Source organism: Nocardia callitridis, from assembly GCF_039543305.1.
GTDB classification, from domain to species: Bacteria; Actinomycetota; Actinomycetes; order Mycobacteriales; family Mycobacteriaceae; genus Nocardia; species Nocardia callitridis.
Window position 1 is genome coordinate 160,590 of record NZ_BAABJM010000006.1, and the last position, 17,892, is coordinate 178,481.

The 17,892-nt window shown below is 65.7% G+C and carries 18 protein-coding genes; 7 read left to right on the top strand and 11 right to left on the bottom strand.

Features of this window, described 5'->3' with window-relative positions; translation table 11 throughout:
• Positions 1-4: 4 nt before the first annotated feature.
• The 5 genes from ABEA50_RS25185 to ABEA50_RS25205 form a co-directional block, all read right to left on the bottom strand.
• Positions 5-1,390: a tripartite tricarboxylate transporter permease gene (locus ABEA50_RS25185; RefSeq protein ID WP_345498441.1), complete on the bottom strand. Its 1,386-nt coding sequence runs from the start codon at positions 1,388-1,390 to the stop codon at positions 5-7.
• Positions 1,387-1,944: a hypothetical protein gene (locus ABEA50_RS25190; RefSeq protein WP_345498443.1), complete on the bottom strand. Its 558-nt coding sequence runs from the start codon at positions 1,942-1,944 to the stop codon at positions 1,387-1,389. Before ABEA50_RS25190 ends, ABEA50_RS25185 begins: the two co-directional genes overlap by 4 nt.
• The gene (locus tag ABEA50_RS25195) at positions 1,941-3,470 is read right to left on the bottom strand and encodes an aldehyde dehydrogenase family protein (protein WP_345498445.1); all 1,530 of its coding nucleotides are present in this window, start codon (positions 3,468-3,470) and stop codon (positions 1,941-1,943) included. Before ABEA50_RS25195 ends, ABEA50_RS25190 begins: the two co-directional genes overlap by 4 nt.
• A gap of 43 nt (positions 3,471-3,513) precedes the next feature.
• Positions 3,514-4,638 (bottom strand): zinc-binding dehydrogenase, encoded by a 1,125-nt coding sequence (locus tag ABEA50_RS25200; RefSeq protein ID WP_345498447.1) that lies wholly within the window; start codon positions 4,636-4,638, stop codon positions 3,514-3,516.
• 128 nt (positions 4,639-4,766) lie between these two features.
• Complete coding sequence (locus tag ABEA50_RS25205; RefSeq protein ID WP_345498449.1) at positions 4,767-6,062, bottom strand: CaiB/BaiF CoA transferase family protein; 1,296 nt, start codon at positions 6,060-6,062, stop codon at positions 4,767-4,769.
• A 177-nt stretch (positions 6,063-6,239) separates the two neighbouring features.
• Here ABEA50_RS25205 and ABEA50_RS25210 point away from each other — a divergent pair, with 177 nt between their 5' ends.
• Positions 6,240-7,133: a LysR family transcriptional regulator gene (locus ABEA50_RS25210; protein ID WP_345498451.1), complete on the top strand. Its 894-nt coding sequence runs from the start codon at positions 6,240-6,242 to the stop codon at positions 7,131-7,133.
• Positions 7,134-7,279: 146 nt separating this feature from the next.
• Positions 7,280-7,819 carry a hypothetical protein gene (locus tag ABEA50_RS25215; RefSeq protein ID WP_345498453.1) on the top strand — a complete coding sequence of 180 codons (540 nt, stop codon included), beginning with the start codon at positions 7,280-7,282 and terminating at the stop codon, positions 7,817-7,819.
• Positions 7,820-7,936: 117 nt separating this feature from the next.
• On the opposite strand, the gene ABEA50_RS25220 is transcribed toward ABEA50_RS25215, so the two are convergent.
• From ABEA50_RS25220 to ABEA50_RS25235, 4 genes are all read right to left on the bottom strand, one after another.
• Complete coding sequence (locus ABEA50_RS25220; protein WP_345498787.1) at positions 7,937-10,207, bottom strand: S9 family peptidase; 2,271 nt, start codon at positions 10,205-10,207, stop codon at positions 7,937-7,939.
• A 326-nt stretch (positions 10,208-10,533) separates the two neighbouring features.
• A complete protein-coding gene (locus ABEA50_RS25225; RefSeq protein WP_345498455.1) occupies positions 10,534-11,967 on the bottom strand; it encodes an ATP-binding protein in 1,434 nt (477 codons plus the stop codon).
• A 268-nt stretch (positions 11,968-12,235) separates the two neighbouring features.
• Positions 12,236-12,556 (bottom strand): helix-turn-helix domain-containing protein, encoded by a 321-nt coding sequence (locus ABEA50_RS25230; protein ID WP_033247721.1) that lies wholly within the window; start codon positions 12,554-12,556, stop codon positions 12,236-12,238.
• Positions 12,553-12,921, bottom strand: a complete 369-nt coding sequence (locus ABEA50_RS25235; RefSeq protein ID WP_345498458.1) for a type II toxin-antitoxin system RelE/ParE family toxin — start codon at positions 12,919-12,921, stop codon at positions 12,553-12,555. The genes ABEA50_RS25230 and ABEA50_RS25235 overlap by 4 nt, the downstream gene beginning before the upstream one ends.
• A 324-nt stretch (positions 12,922-13,245) precedes the next feature.
• Between ABEA50_RS25235 and ABEA50_RS25240 the strand changes: the two genes are divergently transcribed.
• The 3 genes from ABEA50_RS25240 (at position 13,246) to ABEA50_RS25250 (ending at position 14,628) form a co-directional block, all read left to right on the top strand.
• Positions 13,246-13,569, top strand: coding sequence for a type VII secretion target (locus ABEA50_RS25240; RefSeq protein WP_345498460.1), 324 nt, complete (start codon positions 13,246-13,248; stop codon positions 13,567-13,569).
• Positions 13,566-13,874, top strand: coding sequence for a hypothetical protein (locus tag ABEA50_RS25245; protein WP_345498462.1), 309 nt, complete (start codon positions 13,566-13,568; stop codon positions 13,872-13,874). Before ABEA50_RS25240 ends, ABEA50_RS25245 begins: the two co-directional genes overlap by 4 nt.
• A 274-nt stretch (positions 13,875-14,148) precedes the next feature.
• Positions 14,149-14,628 carry a hypothetical protein gene (locus ABEA50_RS25250; protein ID WP_345498464.1) on the top strand — a complete coding sequence of 160 codons (480 nt, stop codon included), beginning with the start codon at positions 14,149-14,151 and terminating at the stop codon, positions 14,626-14,628.
• A gap of 267 nt (positions 14,629-14,895) precedes the next feature.
• Here ABEA50_RS25250 and ABEA50_RS25255 read toward each other — a convergent pair whose 3' ends face one another.
• A complete protein-coding gene (locus ABEA50_RS25255) occupies positions 14,896-15,513 on the bottom strand; it encodes a stage II sporulation protein M (protein WP_345498465.1) in 618 nt (205 codons plus the stop codon).
• Between the two features lie 136 nt (positions 15,514-15,649).
• Here ABEA50_RS25255 and ABEA50_RS25260 point away from each other — a divergent pair, with 136 nt between their 5' ends.
• Entirely contained in the window at positions 15,650-16,255 is a 606-nt protein-coding gene (locus ABEA50_RS25260) for a TetR/AcrR family transcriptional regulator (protein ID WP_345498466.1), read from the top strand.
• A 244-nt stretch (positions 16,256-16,499) separates the two neighbouring features.
• Here ABEA50_RS25260 and ABEA50_RS25265 read toward each other — a convergent pair whose 3' ends face one another.
• Complete coding sequence (locus ABEA50_RS25265) at positions 16,500-17,180, bottom strand: GDSL-type esterase/lipase family protein (RefSeq protein WP_345498788.1); 681 nt, start codon at positions 17,178-17,180, stop codon at positions 16,500-16,502.
• A gap of 32 nt (positions 17,181-17,212) precedes the next feature.
• Here ABEA50_RS25265 and ABEA50_RS25270 point away from each other — a divergent pair, with 32 nt between their 5' ends.
• A complete protein-coding gene (locus ABEA50_RS25270; RefSeq protein WP_345498467.1) occupies positions 17,213-17,803 on the top strand; it encodes a LysE family translocator in 591 nt (196 codons plus the stop codon).
• The last annotated feature ends 89 nt before the right edge of the window (positions 17,804-17,892 follow it).

Genomic DNA, 17,892 nt, shown 5'->3' on the forward strand with positions numbered 1-17,892 from the left:
CTCCTTACCCGAACAGCACCGGGACCGAAAGCACGGACACGTAATAGGCCATGCACTGCACCCCGGCGTGCATGCCGAGCGTCTTGTTCAGCATGCCGCCGATCAGGCCGACCGTCAGCAGGACGATCACGCCCCACACGCCGCCTTCGTAGAGCGTGACGACCAACACCAGTCCGGCGAAGGCGCCGACCACCGCTTCGTGACTGAGCTTGCTTGCCACGAACAGCGCGGCCTGACGTGCGTAGTTCATCGTCAACGGGTACGCGATCAGCCCGGCGGCGATGACGCCGATCATGCTGAACACCAAGAACTCCGGTGCGGTGAGCAATGAATGCAGGTTGTGCAATTGCCCGCCGTGATCGTCGCCGACGCTGTATACCGGCGGCGCGTTGAACAAGGGTGCCGCCGCGCCCGCGGCGATCGGACTCAACGGTAAACCGACGGCGACCAGGGGAATCAACGTCTCGGCCAGGTAGGTGGAATCGGTGACACCGTTGCGCACCGAGATCACCCTGGTCAGGCGCTGATACCCCTGCTTGACCCTGGACCCGACGACCTCGCCGACCAGAATCGCCATCGCCATCGGGCTCACGACGAAGGTGAGGCTGGTAACCGTGGCCGCCGCCGCGGTCGTGCCCGCTTCCTTGCGATTGAGCACCGAGGTGGGGCCCGACCAACGCTTCGCCGTCGTCGACGGTTGATCCGGTGCCAGCCAGAACCGAGGACGATGCTCGCGGAGCAGGGTTGTGCGGGTGGTGGGTGAGGAGAGGCCGACGAGATCGATGATCATCGGGCCGATGGCGAGACCGACGAAAAAGCTGATGCTCAGGGTCTTGTCGATCTGCGTCTCGACGTAGGCGTTGAGTGCGGTGATCATCGCGGTGAACGGGACCATGGCCAGCACCGCCGCCCACCGTCCGCGCGACAGATAGGCGATACCGAGCGCGATGAGCGGGAAGAGATACGGCACCACGGTGCGGATGCTGTCGGCGGCATTGGCGAGCAGGCTTGCCGCGAGCACCGAGATCGGCACCGCGAGCAGGGCCGAGAACAGTCCCGCCGAGACCATCTTGCGTAACGCGATGTGCGGAACACCAAGGCGACGAAGGAAATTCGCTTCCTCCATCAAGGCGATGGCCATGGTATCGCCGGGAATGCCGAGTAGGGCTGTCGGCACCGCGTGCGTCATGTGCTTGGCGGTCGCGCCCGCGATGAAGAAGGCGAGTACCCCCGCGGGTGGCACCCCGAGCAGGACCACGGCCAGCGTCAACGGTGCCAGTGTCGCGGTCTCGTCGGTGCCGGAGACCAGGCCGAGCAGGGAGAAAATCACCGCACCCGCGAGGCCGGCGAGCACCGCGGCCAGCAGTGCGTCGAGGAACGCGGCGCTCATCGTTGTTCTCCCGAGGTTGTTTCCGTGGTTGCCGAGGGCTCGAAGGGTGCCGGGTTCCCCGAGTCCTCCGAGTCCTCGGGGTTCGAATTCGCCAGCGCGGCAGTACCTTCCGTGGAGATTCTGCGTTCGGCCTCGGCGAAGAGGTCATACAGGCCGAGGCGTTTCATCTCGTCCCGCTCGGCCTCGCTCAACGACGCCAACTCGCCGATGCCGCCCGGCTGACGGGCCAGTTCCATGACCGTCGCCATCTGTTCCTCCGGGACGATGGCACGCTCGGTGACGATCCGTTTCGGCGGGAACAGTCGCGCGCACACCACCGCGACTACCAGGCAGGCCGCCAACCCGACGAGCATCGCGTAGGTGCGGGCAAGGTCCCGATTGTCCATCGTGGCGGTGAACACCGACTGGGCGAGCAGGAAACTCGGCGCGCTCACTACGACACCGAGCAGCACCGCGATCTTCACATGACGCTCGTCGACGGTGTCGCCCCACACCTCCACGAGCTGGCCCTCGGTCTCGGGCGCGGCCGGTTCGACCTGCGACACGGCACTCACGCACCCGAGAGATCGACGAAAAGCGTACGAGGACGGGTGTATTCGCGCAGCGCTTCGACACCCTTCTCCCGCCCGTAACCACTGTCGCGGGTGCCGCCGAAAGGCAACTCGACCCCACCACCCGGTGCGTAACCGTTGATATAGGCCTGACCCACTTCGAGCGCGCGTGCGGTGCGCACGGCCCGGTCGATGTCGCGACACCACACGGCCGCGGTGAGTCCGTAGCGGCTGTTGTGCGCGGCCGCGACGGCTTCGGCGTCCGAGGCGACCGTGGTCACCGCCAGCACCGGACCGAACACCTCCTCCGCGAACAGCTCACTGTCCTGGGAGACCTGATCGAACAACACGGGTGCGACGAAGTAGCCGGACAAACCGTCGGCTTCCTCGGCGCGCCCGGCGAGCACGGCACCCTCGGCGCTGGCGCGAGCGATGAAACCGCGCACCCGCTCGGCCTGTGGCGCCGACACCACCGGTCCGACGGTGGGGTCGGCGAGTCCGAGACCGAGCGTCGCGTTATCGAAATACGGTGTGAGCGCCGCGATCAGCTCCTCGTGCAGCGACTCGTGCACGATCACCCTGGTACCCGCCGTGCAGGTCTGCCCAGCGTGCAGCAGCAGCGCACGCGCGATCACCGGCGCGGCCCGGTCGATGTCGGCGCCCGCGAGCACCAGATGGGCCGACTTCCCACCGAGTTCGAGCAGCGCGGGTCGACCACGGTCGGCGCAGGCCCGCGCGACCGTGCGACCGGTGGCGACCGAACCGGTGAACGAGACGTGGTCGATATCGGGGTGGGCGGTCAGTGCCGCGCCCGCCTCGGCGCCACCGGGCAGGACGTTGAGTACCCCGGCCGGGAACCCGGCCGCACGCGCCAGGCGCGCGTAACACAGTGCGACCAAGGGTGCTTCGTCGGCGGGCTTCACCACGGTCGCGTTGCCCACGGCCAACGACGCGCCCACCGACCGTGCGGTGATCTGCGCGGGATAGTTCCACGGAACGACGTGCGCGGTCACTCCGTGCGGTTCGTGTTCGACGACGGCGAGCGAACCGGGCCCCAGTGGGATCGAATCACCGAGGAACCCTTCGACGATCGACCCGTAGAACTCGAAATACCGTGCCGCGGCGGTGATATCGGCGCGCCCTTGGGCCAGTGGCTTGCCGGTGTCCCTGGTTTCCAGGCGCGCGAGCACCTCCGCGTTGCCACGCACCAGTTCCGCGAGTCGCCGGAGCAACGCGCCACGGGTACTCGGTGCGGTCGCCGCCCAGCCCGGCGCCGCCGCACGAGCCAGCGCTACCGCTTCGCCGATTTCCTCGGGTGTCGCGGACCCGACGGTGGCCAGCACCCCGGCCGTGGCCGGGTCGATGTCCTCGACCCAGCGGGTGGGTTCACGAAGTGCGCCACCGAAGTCGAGCGGGAAGCGCTGCGGGATCGCCGCTTCGTGGTCGTCGAGGGCGTGGCGAAGCGCCTCTTCGTCGAGGACTGTCAGATCGGCCGCTGCGCTTTCGGCGGCCGTGCTTGTTAGAGACATGATAGTGAATTTCTTTCTGCCGCAGGGTGTTCGGTGCACTGGCTCATGCGCTGGGTCGAGGACGGATGATCGGTTTGATCTCGTCCATGCGCAGCATCGCCGCCATCGCGTCGGCCAGATGGTCCAGGTCGTAGGTGTTGCCGAGCATGCGGTTCCAGTCGAATCGGTCGCGGTAGCGCTCCAGCGCCAGCAGTGCGGTGTGGTAATCGCCGATGTCGCCGCTCATCGAGCCGAGCACGCGAATGCCTCTCGTGACGATCGTCGCCGCGTTCACCGGCTGGGGTGGGCCGCCGAGCGTGCCCATCACCACGTATCGACCGTTGCGCGCGATCATCTGGATGCCCTCCGACAGCACGCCGGGTGCCCCGGCGAGTTCGAAGGCGACCGAGGCGCCGCGCCCGGTGATCCGGTGTACCTCGTCGATGCGTTCGGCGGGGTCGGCGGTGGGGTCGACCATGACCGTGTCGGTCGCACCCCATTCCTTGGCCAGTTGCAACCGATCGGCCGGGCCGCCTACCACCACCAGGCGACGGGGGTTGTGTAGGGAAACCAGTGCGGTGGCGAACAATCCCAGCGGACCGGCGCCCTGGATCACGACGGTGTCGTCCCGATCGATAGGTCCGGCGACCGACAGCGCCCGCACCACGGTGCGCAAGGCACAACTGCCCGCCGAAGCCCACGCGGATTCGACATTGTCGGGCACCCTGACCCGTCCCGCCGCCGGCCGCACGATCCCGTATTCGGCGAAAGTGCCGGTGAAGTGCGGTGGCGCCGAGCAATCGTTCAGATAGCCGATGTAGCGTCGCGAGCACAGCACGGGTTCGCGTTCGACGGTGCATTCATGGCAGCGCCCACACGGAATGTGCGCCCACACCACGCGATCACCGACCCGCAATCGCTGCCCGACGCTGTCGATATCCGCACCAGCGCCGATCTCGGTAATTCGCCCGGTCATCTCGTGGCCGAGGATCAGCGGCGGACTGATCGGTAGCACGCCGACCATGTCGCCTTGCCACACGTGGACATCCGAACCGCACACCGTCGCGGTCTCGATTTCCACCACGAGACCACCGGGCTCGGCTTTCGGCTTCGGAAAATTCGTGATCTCGAAATCGGCGCGATAATCGTGCAGCACCGCCGCGCGCCCTGTCTCGATTGTCGAGGTCATGGTCTACTTCTCCTCTTGCCGGACATGGCGAATCTCGGGGCCGAGTCGGGCCGACTCTGGTTGTGGTGTCACGTGATGTTGGTGGGTTGCGGTATTCGAGTCATGGAGGCGGCTGGCGCTCGCTCTCATCAATGTCCGCCTTCGGGCAGTGGGATAGCCGCCGCGCCCTGACGCCCGGCGTGGTCGTGCTCAGCGATGTCACTGTGCTCGACACCGGCGAGCTCGGCGAACACCTCGACCGTATGCTCGCCGAGGCCGGGGGCGCGGCGCAGGGTGCGGGTGCCGTTCGGGCTCAGTGGCGAGCGCGGCACCAGGACACCGTCTTCCTCGGTGACGATCCCGAGTGCGGCGGACTGCGCGCTGCGTGCCGCCTCCTCGGGACCGCGAACGGGCGCGACCAGGACGCCGTGCTGTTGCAGTCGATCGACCACCACCTCGACCGTCCACGCCGAGAGTTTTTCGTGCAGAACCGCTTCCAGTCGCTCCCGGTCGGCGACGCGCTGCGCATTGCGTCGCCACTCGGCGCCGCCCAGCTCATCGGTGAGTTCGAGCGCTGTGATCAGCCGTTGGAACATCGCGTCATTGGTCGCCCCGAGCACAACGTGACCGTCCTTCGCGGCGAAGGCCCGATACGGCACGATCGAGGGATGCGCGCTGCCCCACGCGCGCGGCGCGCCTCCTCCAGCCGAGGCGCTGGTGATCACGGTGCCGAGGGCACTGACCGCGGTCGCGTAGAGCGAGACGTCGATGCGCCGACCACGTCCGGTGCGCGCTCGCTCCACCAGTGCGGCGAGTACGCCATTGATCATCGAAAGCCCGGTCGCGATGTCGACCATCGCCACTCCGAACCGCACCGGCTCACTACCGGGGATACCGGTGATGCTCATCAGTCCCGACTCGGCTTCGACCACCACCTCGGTGCCTGGTCGCCGCGCCATCGGTCCGGTGGTCCCGAATCCGGTGATCGAGGCGTACACGATGGCGGGGAAGCGGCGCAGCACCTCGTCCGCGCCGATGCCGAGGCGGTCGGTGACGCCTGGTCGAAAGTTCTCGATCACCACATCGGCGGACGCCAACAGCTGATAGACGCCGTCGAGGCCCTCCTCGGATCTGAGATCCAGGGCGACACTGCGCTTTCCACGATTAACAGCGTGATAGTAGGCGCTGGAGTCGTCCAGGAAGGGCGGCCCCCAGCCGCGGGTTTCGTCACCGAGGTCGGGCATCTCCACCTTGATCACGTCCGCACCCAGTTCGGCCAACGTCATCGTGGCGTACGGCCCGGCGAGCACCCTGGTGAAGTCGACGACGCGAAGTCCGGCCAGCGGGCGGAAGGTCTCGTCCATCAGATCGGGCCGCGTGCCGTGGTGCGGGGTGTGCGGGTCATGCGAATTCGACTCCTCGACTGGTAGCGCTCGGCGCCGCATCGACCGCGTTCGGTGACCCCTCATCAGTGACCGGGAACACATCTCGATGCGACGCCAGCTACCATATGGCAGGCACTAATGCGTCCGCACCGCATGATTTGCATGCATTGATGCGTCCACTACATGAATGAGAGCTGCGTCGTGGTCGTCCACCTCCCCGGAATCAGCCTCCGCGATATGGCATTGATCCTCGAGGTCGCGGAGAAACGCAGCTTCACCGAGGCCGCGCAGACCACACACCTGTCGCAGAGCGCACTCAGCAGAGCCGTCAACGAATCCGAGCGCAGGCTCGATGCGCGGCTGTTCCACCGCACCACCCGTTCCGTCGAGCCGACGCCGGTCGGCGAGGAATTTCTCCGGATCGCCCGCTCGATCCTCGCCGATTACGAGCGTGGGCTGCACGAATTCGCGCTCTATCGCGACGGACTCGGTGGGGTCGTGCGGGTAGCGACCCTGCCGTCGGTCGCGGCGACCGTGCTGCCCTCGGTGGTCGCGGAACTCAAGCACGAGGCACCCGGACTGGACATCGATATCGAGGACACCCTGGCGCACATCGCCATCGAGCAATTACTCGAAGGCCACGTTAACCTGGCCATCACCGTCGACGACGGGCTCCCCGACACTGTCGAGTTCACCCCCTTGGCCAGCGACCGCTTCCAAGTGGTCTTCCGCGCCGACCACCCCTTCCATGGTCGCGACGAGGTGGCGTGGGCCGAACTCGTCGACGAGCCGCTGGCGGTATTCGGCGTCTCGAGCAGTATCCGCACGCTCACCGACGCCACCTTCGCCGACCTCGGCCGCGCGCCGGAACACACCGTCGAAGCACGCAATATCGCCGTCATCGCCGGTCTCGTCGCCGCGGGTCTCGGCGTCGCCGCCGCACCCATGCTCGCGCTTCCCCTGATGCTGTTCGCCGACCTGAAATCCGCGCCACTGGTGCACCCCACCGTCGACCGCACCTTGGGCTTGGTGCACCTCCCCGATCGACCGCTCACCCCGGCCGCGCGGTTGTTCGCCGACCGCGTCGCGGCGGCGGTGCCGGATGTCATCGGGCCGCCGGGGTCGGGATAATCCGCACCGTCCTCCTCGGGTAGTCCCGTGATCCTCCGAACGGCGGATGCGTTGGTGCTCGGCGCGAACATAGGTTTGCCGCAGGTCACCCAGATCACGGAGGTCAGCGCATGTTCGGTGTTGTTCGGGACAATCCTGTCGCGACGATGATCGTGATATCGGAGGTCGGCCTGTGGGTGCTGCTCGCCGTGGGGCTCACGGCACGCTACCCGCTGCGGCGGCCGCAACTCGGCGCGATGCTGCTGTGGGGGATCCCGCTGCTCGATGTCGCGCTGATCGTCGCCGCCGCCTTCGATCTGAACCGAGGGACCGAGCCGGGCACCGTGCACGGCCTGGCCGCGATCTACCTCGGCGCCAGCATCGCCTTCGGTCCCGCGCTCATCCGGTGGGCCGATATTCGCTTCGCGCACCGCTTCGCCGGTGGCCCCGCGCCGGTGAAACCCGCCAAGGGCAGCAAGGCGCGAACCGCGGCGACGTGGCGCGAATGGGGGCGCGTTGTGCTCGCCGCGCTCATCGCCTCCGCCGTGCTCGGGTTACTCGCCCTCACCGTCGCCACCGGTGAGCAGTCCTCGGCGCTGCTGTCCTGGGGTGGCCGAGTGTGGTCGATCGTCGCAATCTGGTTAGTCCTCGGCCCCCTATGGGAGCAACTAACCGCAGCAACCAAGACCCCCGACCGCCAGCACTGACGCGGCTCGCGCAGTCAGCCCGTGTGCCGACAAGATCACCAGGACATCAGCTCGGTCGCCGCAGGGTGCTGATGGGTTGTGGTCCTGGTGATCTTGGTTGAGGTTGGGGTGGTTGCGTTAGGTGGATGTGGAGCCGGGGAGGGGGAGGGGTTTCACGCGATGGGTGGGCGGGGTGGTGTTGTGGAGGTGGCGGGTGAAGTAGTCCCAGGTTTTGCGGGTTGTGTAGTGGGTGTGGCCCAGGAGGGCGTGTTCCGCGCCGGGGATCAGGAGCATGTCGAAGTCCTTGTCGGCTTCGATGAGGGCGGCGACCAGGCGCAGGGTTTGGGCGGGCAGGACGTTGTCGTCCAGTTCGCCGTGGATGAGTAGGAGTTTTCCTCGCAGGTTCGCCGCGAGGGTGGCGTTCGACATGGCGCGCTTGGCTTCCTCGCTCACATCGCCGTGGTACTGCTCTGGCCACATCGGGACGTAGATGCCCATGTCGTGATTGCCGGACACCGCGACGCCGACGGAATAGAACTCGGGGTGTGTGAGAAGTGCTCTGGCAGTAGCGTATCCGCCGCCGGAATGGCCGACGATGCCGACTCGGTCGGTGTCCAACCACGAATACCGGTGGCCGAGTTCGCGGATAGCGGCGATGTGGTCGACCAGCGACCCGGCGTCGTCGAGGGCGCCGTAGGAGCGGTCGTGAAAAGCCTTGCTACGCCCCGCCGTACCGCGACCGTCGACGGCGACGACCGCGAAACCCAACGCGGCCAATGATTCCGCCTCGCCCGGCATCACATTGTCGAACGAGGCCGCGGCGCGGTGCACCTGCGGGCCCGGGTAGATGCAGTCGATCACGGGGTAGCTCTGCTCGGGGTCGAAACCGTATGGGCGCCAAAGTAATCCCCAGATCGGTGTCTTGCCGTCGGCGGCTGTCGTCCGGAAGCGTTCCGGTGCGGCCCAACCGAGTGTCTCCAACGCGCTCGCGTCCGGTTGTTCCAGCTCGACCGCGACTTCTCCGTCCGCATCGAGCACCACCGAATGTGGTGGTGTGCGGACCGTGGACGCGCGGTCGATCACATAACCGCCCTCGAGGGGGCTGACGGCGTCGTGATCGAGATCGTCCCGGGTGACCCGCGTGAACTCACTTCCGTCGAGACCGACTCGGCAGATCTGGCGAACGTAAGGATCGTCGTGGTCGAGACCGGTGGCGAGCAACCACACCTGCCGTCTTTCCTGGTCCACCCAGAGCACCTTGCGCACCAACCACTGTCCGCTCGTGATATTCGAGACCTCTTGTCCATCAGCGGAATAGAGGTAGAGGTGGCCCCAGCCTTCGCGCTGCGACCACCAGATCACCTCACCGGTGTCGAGCACGTGCGCCATCGGGGTCTCGCCGAGTTGCGGTGTGGGGTCGACCCTGGTTGTCCCGGACTCGCTGACCAGCACGGTGGTGGCGCCGGTCGCCGGGTTCAGGCGGCGCAATTCCAGGGCGCGAGCGTCGCGGGAGTGGTGTAGGTAATGGACGGCGTCGCCCGTTTTCCCCGACCACCACACATAGACCATCGCCAACGGATGTGTCACCGGGTACGGCTCATCCTGTTGTCGCACAAGTGTGCGCGTGGCGAGGTCGAGCACCGCCCACGACAAGGTGGGCACCGCCTCGTCGCCGGGCATCGGGTAGCGGGAACGATGCTCCACGGGCGGGCCGCCGTCGCGCGGCGAGGACTCGACCAGGACCTGTTCGGGCAGCCCGCGCTGGTCGAGTCGGTGCACGAGCACCCGGGTCGAGTCCGGTGACCAGTACACCGTCAACGGCTGTGGCAGTCCGAGATTACGCATCAGCGCGCGCGACCCGAGAGCGTCGGGCAGACTTCCGTAGTCGAAGTGTGGTTCTGCGTCTTCGGTGAGCGCGAATTCCTCGCTGCCCGTGCGGGAACGAACCCAGATATTGCCGTCCCTTCGGAACGCCACCCACGCCTTGTCCGGCGAGACGACCTCGTCGGGCGCGGTCGGCTCGTCACCCTCGACCTCGACGCACGTGCCCGCCGATTCGGACCATTCCCACCGCTTCTCGAACGCCGAGAAGCGCACCGCGTCTTGCGCGTAGCGCCGCGCCTCGTCGATCTCGAACTCGAGCGACGTGATCGGCAGATCGTCCGCGTCGACGGCATGACCGGACGCACGCGACAGCGTCGCAGCGAGCCGCTCGTGGTCGAACGCGTCGCGACGGGTCCCCGCACTCGGGTCGACCAGCACGAACCGGGTACCAGCCTGGTACCAGAACCGAGCACCGTCGGTCAGCCACTGCGGATTCACCGCGCTACCAGGCACCCGCTGCGCGCGGTAGGGCGCCAACATCTGTTCGGCTCGCGCGTAGTCCGCATCGGACAATCGAGTCACCACGGTCAATCCCTTCGTCGGCACCATCGATATCCATCACACACCGTGCCCCAACGGCACACGCAATACGCATAAAGGATGATCCGGATACCCGACAAGGATGAGATGCGGCGACGTCGAACCTGATCCAGTCGAGCCGGCCCGACGTGTGATTCAACGCGTCCTGGACCGCCGATTCCGCCGCACCGGCCAGCTCCTCGCCGACCCAGATCGCGCTGGCACGCGATGAACGACACGCCTCCGCACTGGCAAATGACTTCAGGCTCTGTATCCGTGGCGCCGTAGCCGGGTAACCGGCCGTCCGTTGGCGGCATCGACTTCGTTGTCGGTCAGCGCCATGCGTCGACGAGATCTTCTGGGCCCCAATGTGCGGTCAGCGGAAGGTCGTTGCCGACTCCGGATCGAGACACCGCGACGAGCGGGGTATCGATCTCGGTGCCGGGTACCGACAGCAGGGCCCGGCTGAGAGCCTCATAGTCGTGTCGATCGAACGGGCGGTTCTCGAGCCATTTGACGGAGCCGACGAAATGCACGGACTTCGCCGCCGGGGCGGTGTCCGCGCCGATGAGGTCGACTTCGGGATTGTTCTGACGGTTCCACCAACCGCCGACCGCGTCTGTGTCCGGCCACCGGTCGTTCGGCAGCAGTCGGAGCAGTGATTCGCGGATGAGTGGCTCGACCGCCCGGCCGCGCCACGTGGTCCACGACCGTTCGATTCGATCCGCCGCCAGGTCGTGGCGGCCGCGCTCGGCGAGCGGAATCGTCCGTTGCAGTAGGGCCAGCCAGAACCGCAGGTACGGGTCGGCGATGCGATAGCGCTTGTTCTTGTGATCGGGACGGGTGGACAGCGGCAGATCGGCGGTGATGATCCGTTTGGCCTGAAGGGTTTCCAACAGCGGAGCCAGTGTTCCCGCGGGAAGGGCTCCGGAACGACCGGCCTGCGCGGCGATCGTGCCGAAGGTGCGTTCGCCGCTGCCGATCGCTTCGAGAATCGCACGCGCGCGGGAGGATTCGGGAAATTCGCCGAGCAGCGTCAATTCGCCGGCCACGAGTAGCGGTGACAAGGGATCGGTGGTCGAGGCGCGGAGAAAATCGGCGCGGCTCATTCCTGCCTGCCATGACTGCACGATCTCCGGGAAACCGCCGGTGATGAGCAGGGCGTCGATCGCATCGGCGTCAGGCAACCCGGTCATGGCTTGCACATCGGCAACGTGGAGCGCGTCGACCGACATCTTCGTCGCTCGTCCGAAGAACGGCCGGTCTCGGGATTGCAGCGCCTCCATGACCGAGATGTCGCTGCCGACCAGGATGAGTAGGACCGGTTTGGCGGACAGCTGGCGGTCCCACACCGTCTGCAGTGCGCCCTCGAATTCCGCGTCCTGTTCGGTCAGCCATGGCACCTCATCGATCACGACCACACTGGGAGTGTCATCCGGTAATGCGATCGCCAATGTTCGCAGAGTTCGGTTCCAGTCGTCGGCTTGGATTCCGGCAACAAGGTCGGCCCCGGCGAGAGACGAGTAGGCGGTTGCGGCGATGAAGTCGGCACGCTCCGCGTTCGGATTGCGCCCGCGCGTCGCCTGGAACACCATGTTCGCCGCATTGGAGCGGTCACAGAACTCTTGAACCAGCCGCGACTTCCCCACCCGGCGACGACCGGTCACGATCACCGCCCGGCCACGGGTCGCGCCCCTTGCTCGGGCAACGATGTCGAATTGCTGCCCGAGGAGGTCGAGATCGGCTTGTCTACCTGCGAAATCCACCGGTGGCTCCTAGGTGAGATCTAATCTTAGTCAGATCAAGTCTAACTAAGATTGAATCTTAGTTTTATTCGAGCGTCGCCGCACCGGACTTCCCAAGGACGTCGGTGTGTCGCCGCCGGTTAAAGGCTGCACGCGATGGTCGGTCCCGACGTCGACGACCCGGCGTTGACCGGTCCCGGCGTCCTCGCCCGCCCCCGGGGTGGGGCGCTGGAACTACGCCACGAAAAGCTCCCACCCCCGAACACCGATTCTCGTTCCGGCGGCCACCTCACGCTGCGGGGTCGGTCGGCATTTTCAGTAGATGGCCACCGATGTCCGCCAGCAGCTCCAATTTCCCGCCCAACGCGGAAACATACGCGGCGAGAGCTTCGACGGTCGCGACTTCACCGTGCTCGATCTGCGACACTCGCCCCGGGCTGACCCCCATGATCTCGGCCAAACCCGCCTGCGTGAACCCCAGCCGCTTCCGCTCCTCGGCAAGCTGGTAACCCCACTGCTCTGCCATGATCGACCGACGACGCCGCGCCGCTTCCTCTTCGCCCACACGGCGGCGATAGCCTTCGCGATCCCATTTGGAGAAGCTACTCATAGCCCGTCCTCCTCTGCCCGTTCCTTCAGGTACACGCTGTACAGCTCTTCCGCGTGTGGAATCGCCTGCTCGTACCAGCTTTTCCACTGTCCGGTCTTGTCGCCACCGGTCAGCAAGATCGCCGACCGCCACGGGTCGAATGCGAACAGCACACGGATCATCGTCTGTCTCGGCCGTAATTCCTTCAAGTTGGCAAGTTGCGAACCGGTCAGCGTGTCGACGAGGGGGCGACCCAGGGTCGGACCGCATTCAGCGAGCACATCGACGGCCGCTTCGACCCGCTCCGCAGCTTCGGGATCGGAGTGCCGCAGATCGATCATCCACGCGGCCACCTCATCGGTCTGGTAGATCTCCCATTGACCCACGGATGAACTATAGCAAATCCTATAGTTCGCCGATCGGCAGCAGCGCGGTTCGCTCATTCCCACCCCTGAACACCGACGGCCAGATCCCGGTCATCTACCACGCTGAACCCGGTAGCCCACCGCCGACCGCCGCGCCCTCCTGACGTTCCTGTCACCCCGCCCACTACCGGCGGGGTGACAGCCGAAGACGTCGACCACACCCGGCCCTAGTGCGCACCCACCCTTGCCCGATGGAACCGATCCGCCTCCGCTCGCGTCTGACAAGACGAAGAGCGAACATGTAGCGGTGGGCCAGTTCTCGCCCGGATCGGAAAACAGGTGCTTGTGGCTGAGGAACTGAAGGTCGAGCCCGATCGGTTGGACGCGTTCGCGACGAAACTGACCCAACTGGCCACCGAGCACGCGCAGGCGGCGCCGTATGCCAAGCAGTGGCTGAATGTGGACAACGCCGCGGGCGGGGCATTCCTGCCCGGCGTCATCGACACGCTGCACCAGGTGCTCGGCCAGCTGGAAACGAACTTCGCGACACTGAAATCCGTCACCGAGGGTTCGGCCGCCGAGCTGGTCAAGTCGGCCCAGATGTATCGCACCACCACCCACGCCACCGCCGCGGCCCTCGACCAGACCTACGTCGGCGGCGAGAAATGACCGACACCACCACCACCGCAGCGCCCATCGCCGCGCTCACCGAACCACAGCCGAACGATCCGATCCCGGATCTAGTGGAGTTGGTGATCAATGGCAACGCCATCTCTCCGTCGTACTGGATCAATTACGTCCTCAGCAACACGATCCGCGTCGACCCGCTGACGTACGCCACCGACAAGATCGCCGGTGACTGGAAAGCCGTTCAGCAGGCGGGCGCCGCGGTCGCGAACATGTCGGATTACCTGCGCGACTACGCCCGCGAGGTTTCCGTCGACAACCGTGACCTGCATCGTCCCCCAACGTGATCCCGGGAACCAGAAAACCGAACAGGGATCAGATCGTCACCCCTGATGAGCCCGATGAGGACGATCGCTATTTCCAGGATCGCCGACAGCGTGGCTGGCTTCAGTAATCCGCAGGTGTCAACGACTCGATCCCGGAGTAACGATGTTTATGCTCGAATGGTGGCGGAGACCAGAGGTGAGTCTGCGTCTCGTCCACGACCCCGCGGCGATCAACCCCGTCGATCAGCGGGGAATTCAGCACTACCGGCTGGCCGGTGCGCTGCCACCGGTCTGTGTGAAGCACGGCAAGCGCGCGGTCGCCGAGCGCGAAGCACTGATGCAGATGCTCGATACACAGCAGGTCACGGTCTGGACCAGGCTTGCTTTCAAGCTTCCGCGGGTGTTGGTCGGAAACCACGATATTCCGCCCGCAGCGGATTCTGCGATACATGCGGTGGTGCCGATATGCGGTCGCTGTCGACTGTCCGAGAAATTTCGCGAGTTCACCTTCCTGTTCTTGGTTTTCGCGTTCATCTGTCTGGTGATCGGCTTATACGCTGCCGCGCAGTACGGCCAGCGCGGTCTCACGAACATCCTGGCGTTCGTCTTCTTCTGGGGTATCCCCGTGATTGGGGTGATACTTACCGCCCTGTTTACCGGCAGCGGTGTCGCTCCGGTCCGGCGGAGTCGACGCAGCGCGGACAGGAAATACCTCATCGTCCCGGTCCACCCCACCTTCGCCGAGCGTTTCGCATCAGCACCGACCAGCGATTGACCGAACGTTCCCGCGCCGCGCGGGGCTGACCGGGTCGGCGCGAACCGCATTGATGCCGCGGGCAGTCGTCAAGCTGGTACGCAACAGCGATTGGCGGGATGTCTCGCGTGTACTCCTTCGCCGGTGAGCGACCGATGAAGGTCCTCGGGAGACCGGAATATGGTGGTCATCAGCTCTGTACTTCTATTGTGCGACAGGGCTATTCAGCGGCGTGGCTCTGGTCTCGGCGCGAGCGGCACGGTTTTACCGGTATCCGGCGCGCAAGGATCATGTCCCCAGCACCAGGGGCACGAGGAAGTAGATTTCGATGGCCTCGTACACCGCGCCGATGACGAAGAGTACGAGTGCGGGGAGCCAGAGCCAGCCGAGTCGGCTCAGGCCGCGCACGTAGCCCTGTCGGCGAGTAAGGGCGTCGGCTGTCGTTGGTCGTAGCCATGACCTGCCGAGCAGGTACGCGCCGAACATCACCAGCACGTAGGCCTGGAACTCGATGAGCAGTGTGAGCGAGTGTGGGATGAGGGTCAGTTGCGCGGTCGTGTCGACGGGGGCGAGTGTGAGGCCGAGGTCGACGGTCTTGATCGCGAAGACCACGAGTCCCGCGAAGGGAATTACGAGCGACGGGAGGGTGATGAGTAGCAGCGCGGTCGGGAATACGTTGACGAGGAAGATGACCGTGCCGAACACCCATCCGTTGCCGATTACCGCGTCGACGAGCGCACCCTGATCGCCGTCCGCGAACGAGGTGGTTCGCGCGGCGTGCAGGTTCGGGAAGAGCACTCCCAGCGCGATTCCGAGGAGAAACACTCCATAAACGAAGACGTTGACGAGGAGATACGCTCGAAGGTCGGCGCGGATGATCTGAAACGGCCTGCGGAGGCGGTTCATTGGCGGTTCACGTCCATTTCGGGTTCAAGGTTGCCGTGTGCTGCCATCTCGGCACGGCATCTAGCACACTGTGTTACCTAGGCTTGAACGCGACAGTAGCACAGTGTACTAGTACGGCGTGTTAGAGGAGATGTTCATGGTGGAGCGGGAAACGGGTACCAGCAGCCGGGACAGGATTCTTCGGGCGGCGATGGCGATGTTCGCGGAGAATCCGCGTGCGCGGCTCAGTGTGCGCGCGGTTGCGGCGCGAGCCGGGGTGAGCACCGGCTCGTTCAGGTATCACTTCCCGACGCAGCGCGCACTTCAAGACGCCGTTCTCGTCGGTGTCTATGACGCGGTCGCTCCAGACGACAGGATCCACGACCGAGCGGCGCCGGCAAGGGACCGGCTGATCGATTGTCTCCGGCAAGTACTCGCGCTCGCCGGAGTCGGCGACCAAGCGCGAGCGGGTTGGGGCGAGATCTTCACGGCATACATCGAGCCGGAACCGACCGAGGACAAGCGCGCGGAGTATCTCGCTCTCGATCGGGAAGCACAACGTCGCGTCGAGTACTGGCTCACCGTCCTGAGTGCCGAAGGCGCTCTCGCCGAGGGCGACAACCAGCGGCGGGCCAGATTCCTCGTGACTGTTCTCAACGGACTCTCGATCGCGAGAGCTTTGCCTTCCGAGGACTCGATCCTGGCCGCCGAAACCGAGACGCTGCACGCGGCCGTCGACCACGTCCTCGGGTCCGAATCCTGATGGTGTCTCGCTGTCTTACCCACGACGTCCGGCAGCCGGCTCGCTTGTGCCTGCCGTCCCGCTCGAGGCTTGGCTGGTTCTGAGCGCGGGGTGGTGCGGATCGCCGCATCCAGTGATCGTGACCGGGCCTGCCGGTCGCGAGATATGTTGCGGCCCAATAGGTCAGCGTCCGCGCGGTCGATCTTTGCTGACGGCCACGAACATGACCGGGCAGGGTAGAGCCTGCTGACAGGTCGCCGTGTGGTCAGGTGTCGAGGGTTTGTGCGAGGTGGTCGGCGGTCGCTGTCATGCCTTCGAGGTTGGGGTGGTAGGAGCTGGCGATCGAGGTGATGTTTCCGGTGGTGAGGGGGTTTTCGAAGCCGTTGATCCAGGGGGCGGCGCTGCATGTTTTGTGCTGGTCGGCCTCGGGGTGGCCGACCGAGGTCGTGCCGGTGGCCAGCGCGGCGGCACGGGTGGCGGTGACGAGCCCGTCGTAGGTGCGGCGTGTGGTTCGGGCGTCGTCGGGGGAGAGTGGGAGGCTGGCGCAGGTGGTGGCCTGCGGGTCGACCGCCGGTAGGTACTCGACCAGGAGAATTTCGGCGCCGGGAGCTCTGTTCTGAACCGCGCGTACGACATCGGTGATCTTCTGTTCGAGCGCATCGAAGTCGGCAGGTCCCGGTGCGGTAGAGGCACCGACGACGGCCGGGCAAATCGCCTCGGCGGCAGCGGAATACGGGGCGACGGCCGGGCCACAGCTGCGCGCGATCATCGTGCCGATCAGTCCGAGATCGTTTCCCCCTATGGTCAACGTGACCAACTGCGTATCGGCCGTCACGGCGTCGATCTGTGCGGGTCTGGTCAGACCGTTGGACAGGCGTTGGGGTTCGAGGATGTCGGTGGTGGTCGCGCCCGAACAGGGGAGGTTGTATGTCGAGTGCGGCGTTATTCGGTTGGGTGATGGTGGCTTTGGTAGGTGTGATGACCCCGGGGATCGACACTCTGCTGGTGCTCAGGCATACCGCGCTCGGGGGCCGACGTGATGGGTTCATGGTGTTGGTCGGCATTGGTCTCGGCTGCCTGGTGTGGGCGAGCGCCAGCCTGATCGGTCTGACCGCGTTGCTCGCGGCCTCGACCGTGGCCTACAACGCTGTACGTGTAGCTGGCGCGGCGTATTTGGTGTGGCTCGGCATTTCGGCGCTCCGAAAGACGCTGGGCCACAACAACTCATGCTCTGTCGACGATGCCGATACCACGATGCCGACCTCACGGGGCGGGTTCGCCGCACTACGCGCCGGTGTGCTGACCAATCTCCCCAACCCCAAGGTCGGCGTCTTCTATATCAGTCTGCTGCCGCAGTTCCTGCCGGTCGGACCAGGCTCCGCCGGGTGGGGAGTCCTCCTGGTCGCCATCCACCTCGCGGTAACGTTCGCCTGGTATCCGACGCTGATTTGGTGGGCGGCGACGGCACGGACCTGGCTGCAACGACAGCAGGTGCGGCGGTGGCTCGATCGCATCACCGCGACAGTCCTGATCGGACTGGGCATCAAGCTCGCTGCCGAAGTTCGATAGCTCGAGCAGGAGGAGCGAACACACGCGCATGCCGCATCGCTACCACCGAGTCTGTGTAAGCATTCTGAACTGTCGCCGCAACAACATCC

Coding starts and splice junctions, on each gene's coding strand:
- ABEA50_RS25255 (WP_345498465.1), bottom strand. CDS start 15,513: ATGAACCGCCTCCGCAGGCCGTTTCAGATCATCCGCGCCGACCTTCGA.
- ABEA50_RS25195 (WP_345498445.1), bottom strand. CDS start 3,470: ATGTCTCTAACAAGCACGGCCGCCGAAAGCGCAGCGGCCGATCTGACA.
- ABEA50_RS25230 (WP_033247721.1), bottom strand. CDS start 12,556: ATGAGTAGCTTCTCCAAATGGGATCGCGAAGGCTATCGCCGCCGTGTG.
- ABEA50_RS25210 (WP_345498451.1), top strand. CDS start 6,240: ATGGCATTGATCCTCGAGGTCGCGGAGAAACGCAGCTTCACCGAGGCC.
- ABEA50_RS25185 (WP_345498441.1), bottom strand. CDS start 1,390: ATGAGCGCCGCGTTCCTCGACGCACTGCTGGCCGCGGTGCTCGCCGGC.
- ABEA50_RS25245 (WP_345498462.1), top strand. CDS start 13,566: ATGACCGACACCACCACCACCGCAGCGCCCATCGCCGCGCTCACCGAA.
- ABEA50_RS25215 (WP_345498453.1), top strand. CDS start 7,280: ATGATCGTGATATCGGAGGTCGGCCTGTGGGTGCTGCTCGCCGTGGGG.
- ABEA50_RS25200 (WP_345498447.1), bottom strand. CDS start 4,638: ATGACCTCGACAATCGAGACAGGGCGCGCGGCGGTGCTGCACGATTAT.
- ABEA50_RS25205 (WP_345498449.1), bottom strand. CDS start 6,062: ATGCGGCGCCGAGCGCTACCAGTCGAGGAGTCGAATTCGCATGACCCG.
- ABEA50_RS25270 (WP_345498467.1), top strand. CDS start 17,213: ATGACCCCGGGGATCGACACTCTGCTGGTGCTCAGGCATACCGCGCTC.
- ABEA50_RS25260 (WP_345498466.1), top strand. CDS start 15,650: ATGGTGGAGCGGGAAACGGGTACCAGCAGCCGGGACAGGATTCTTCGG.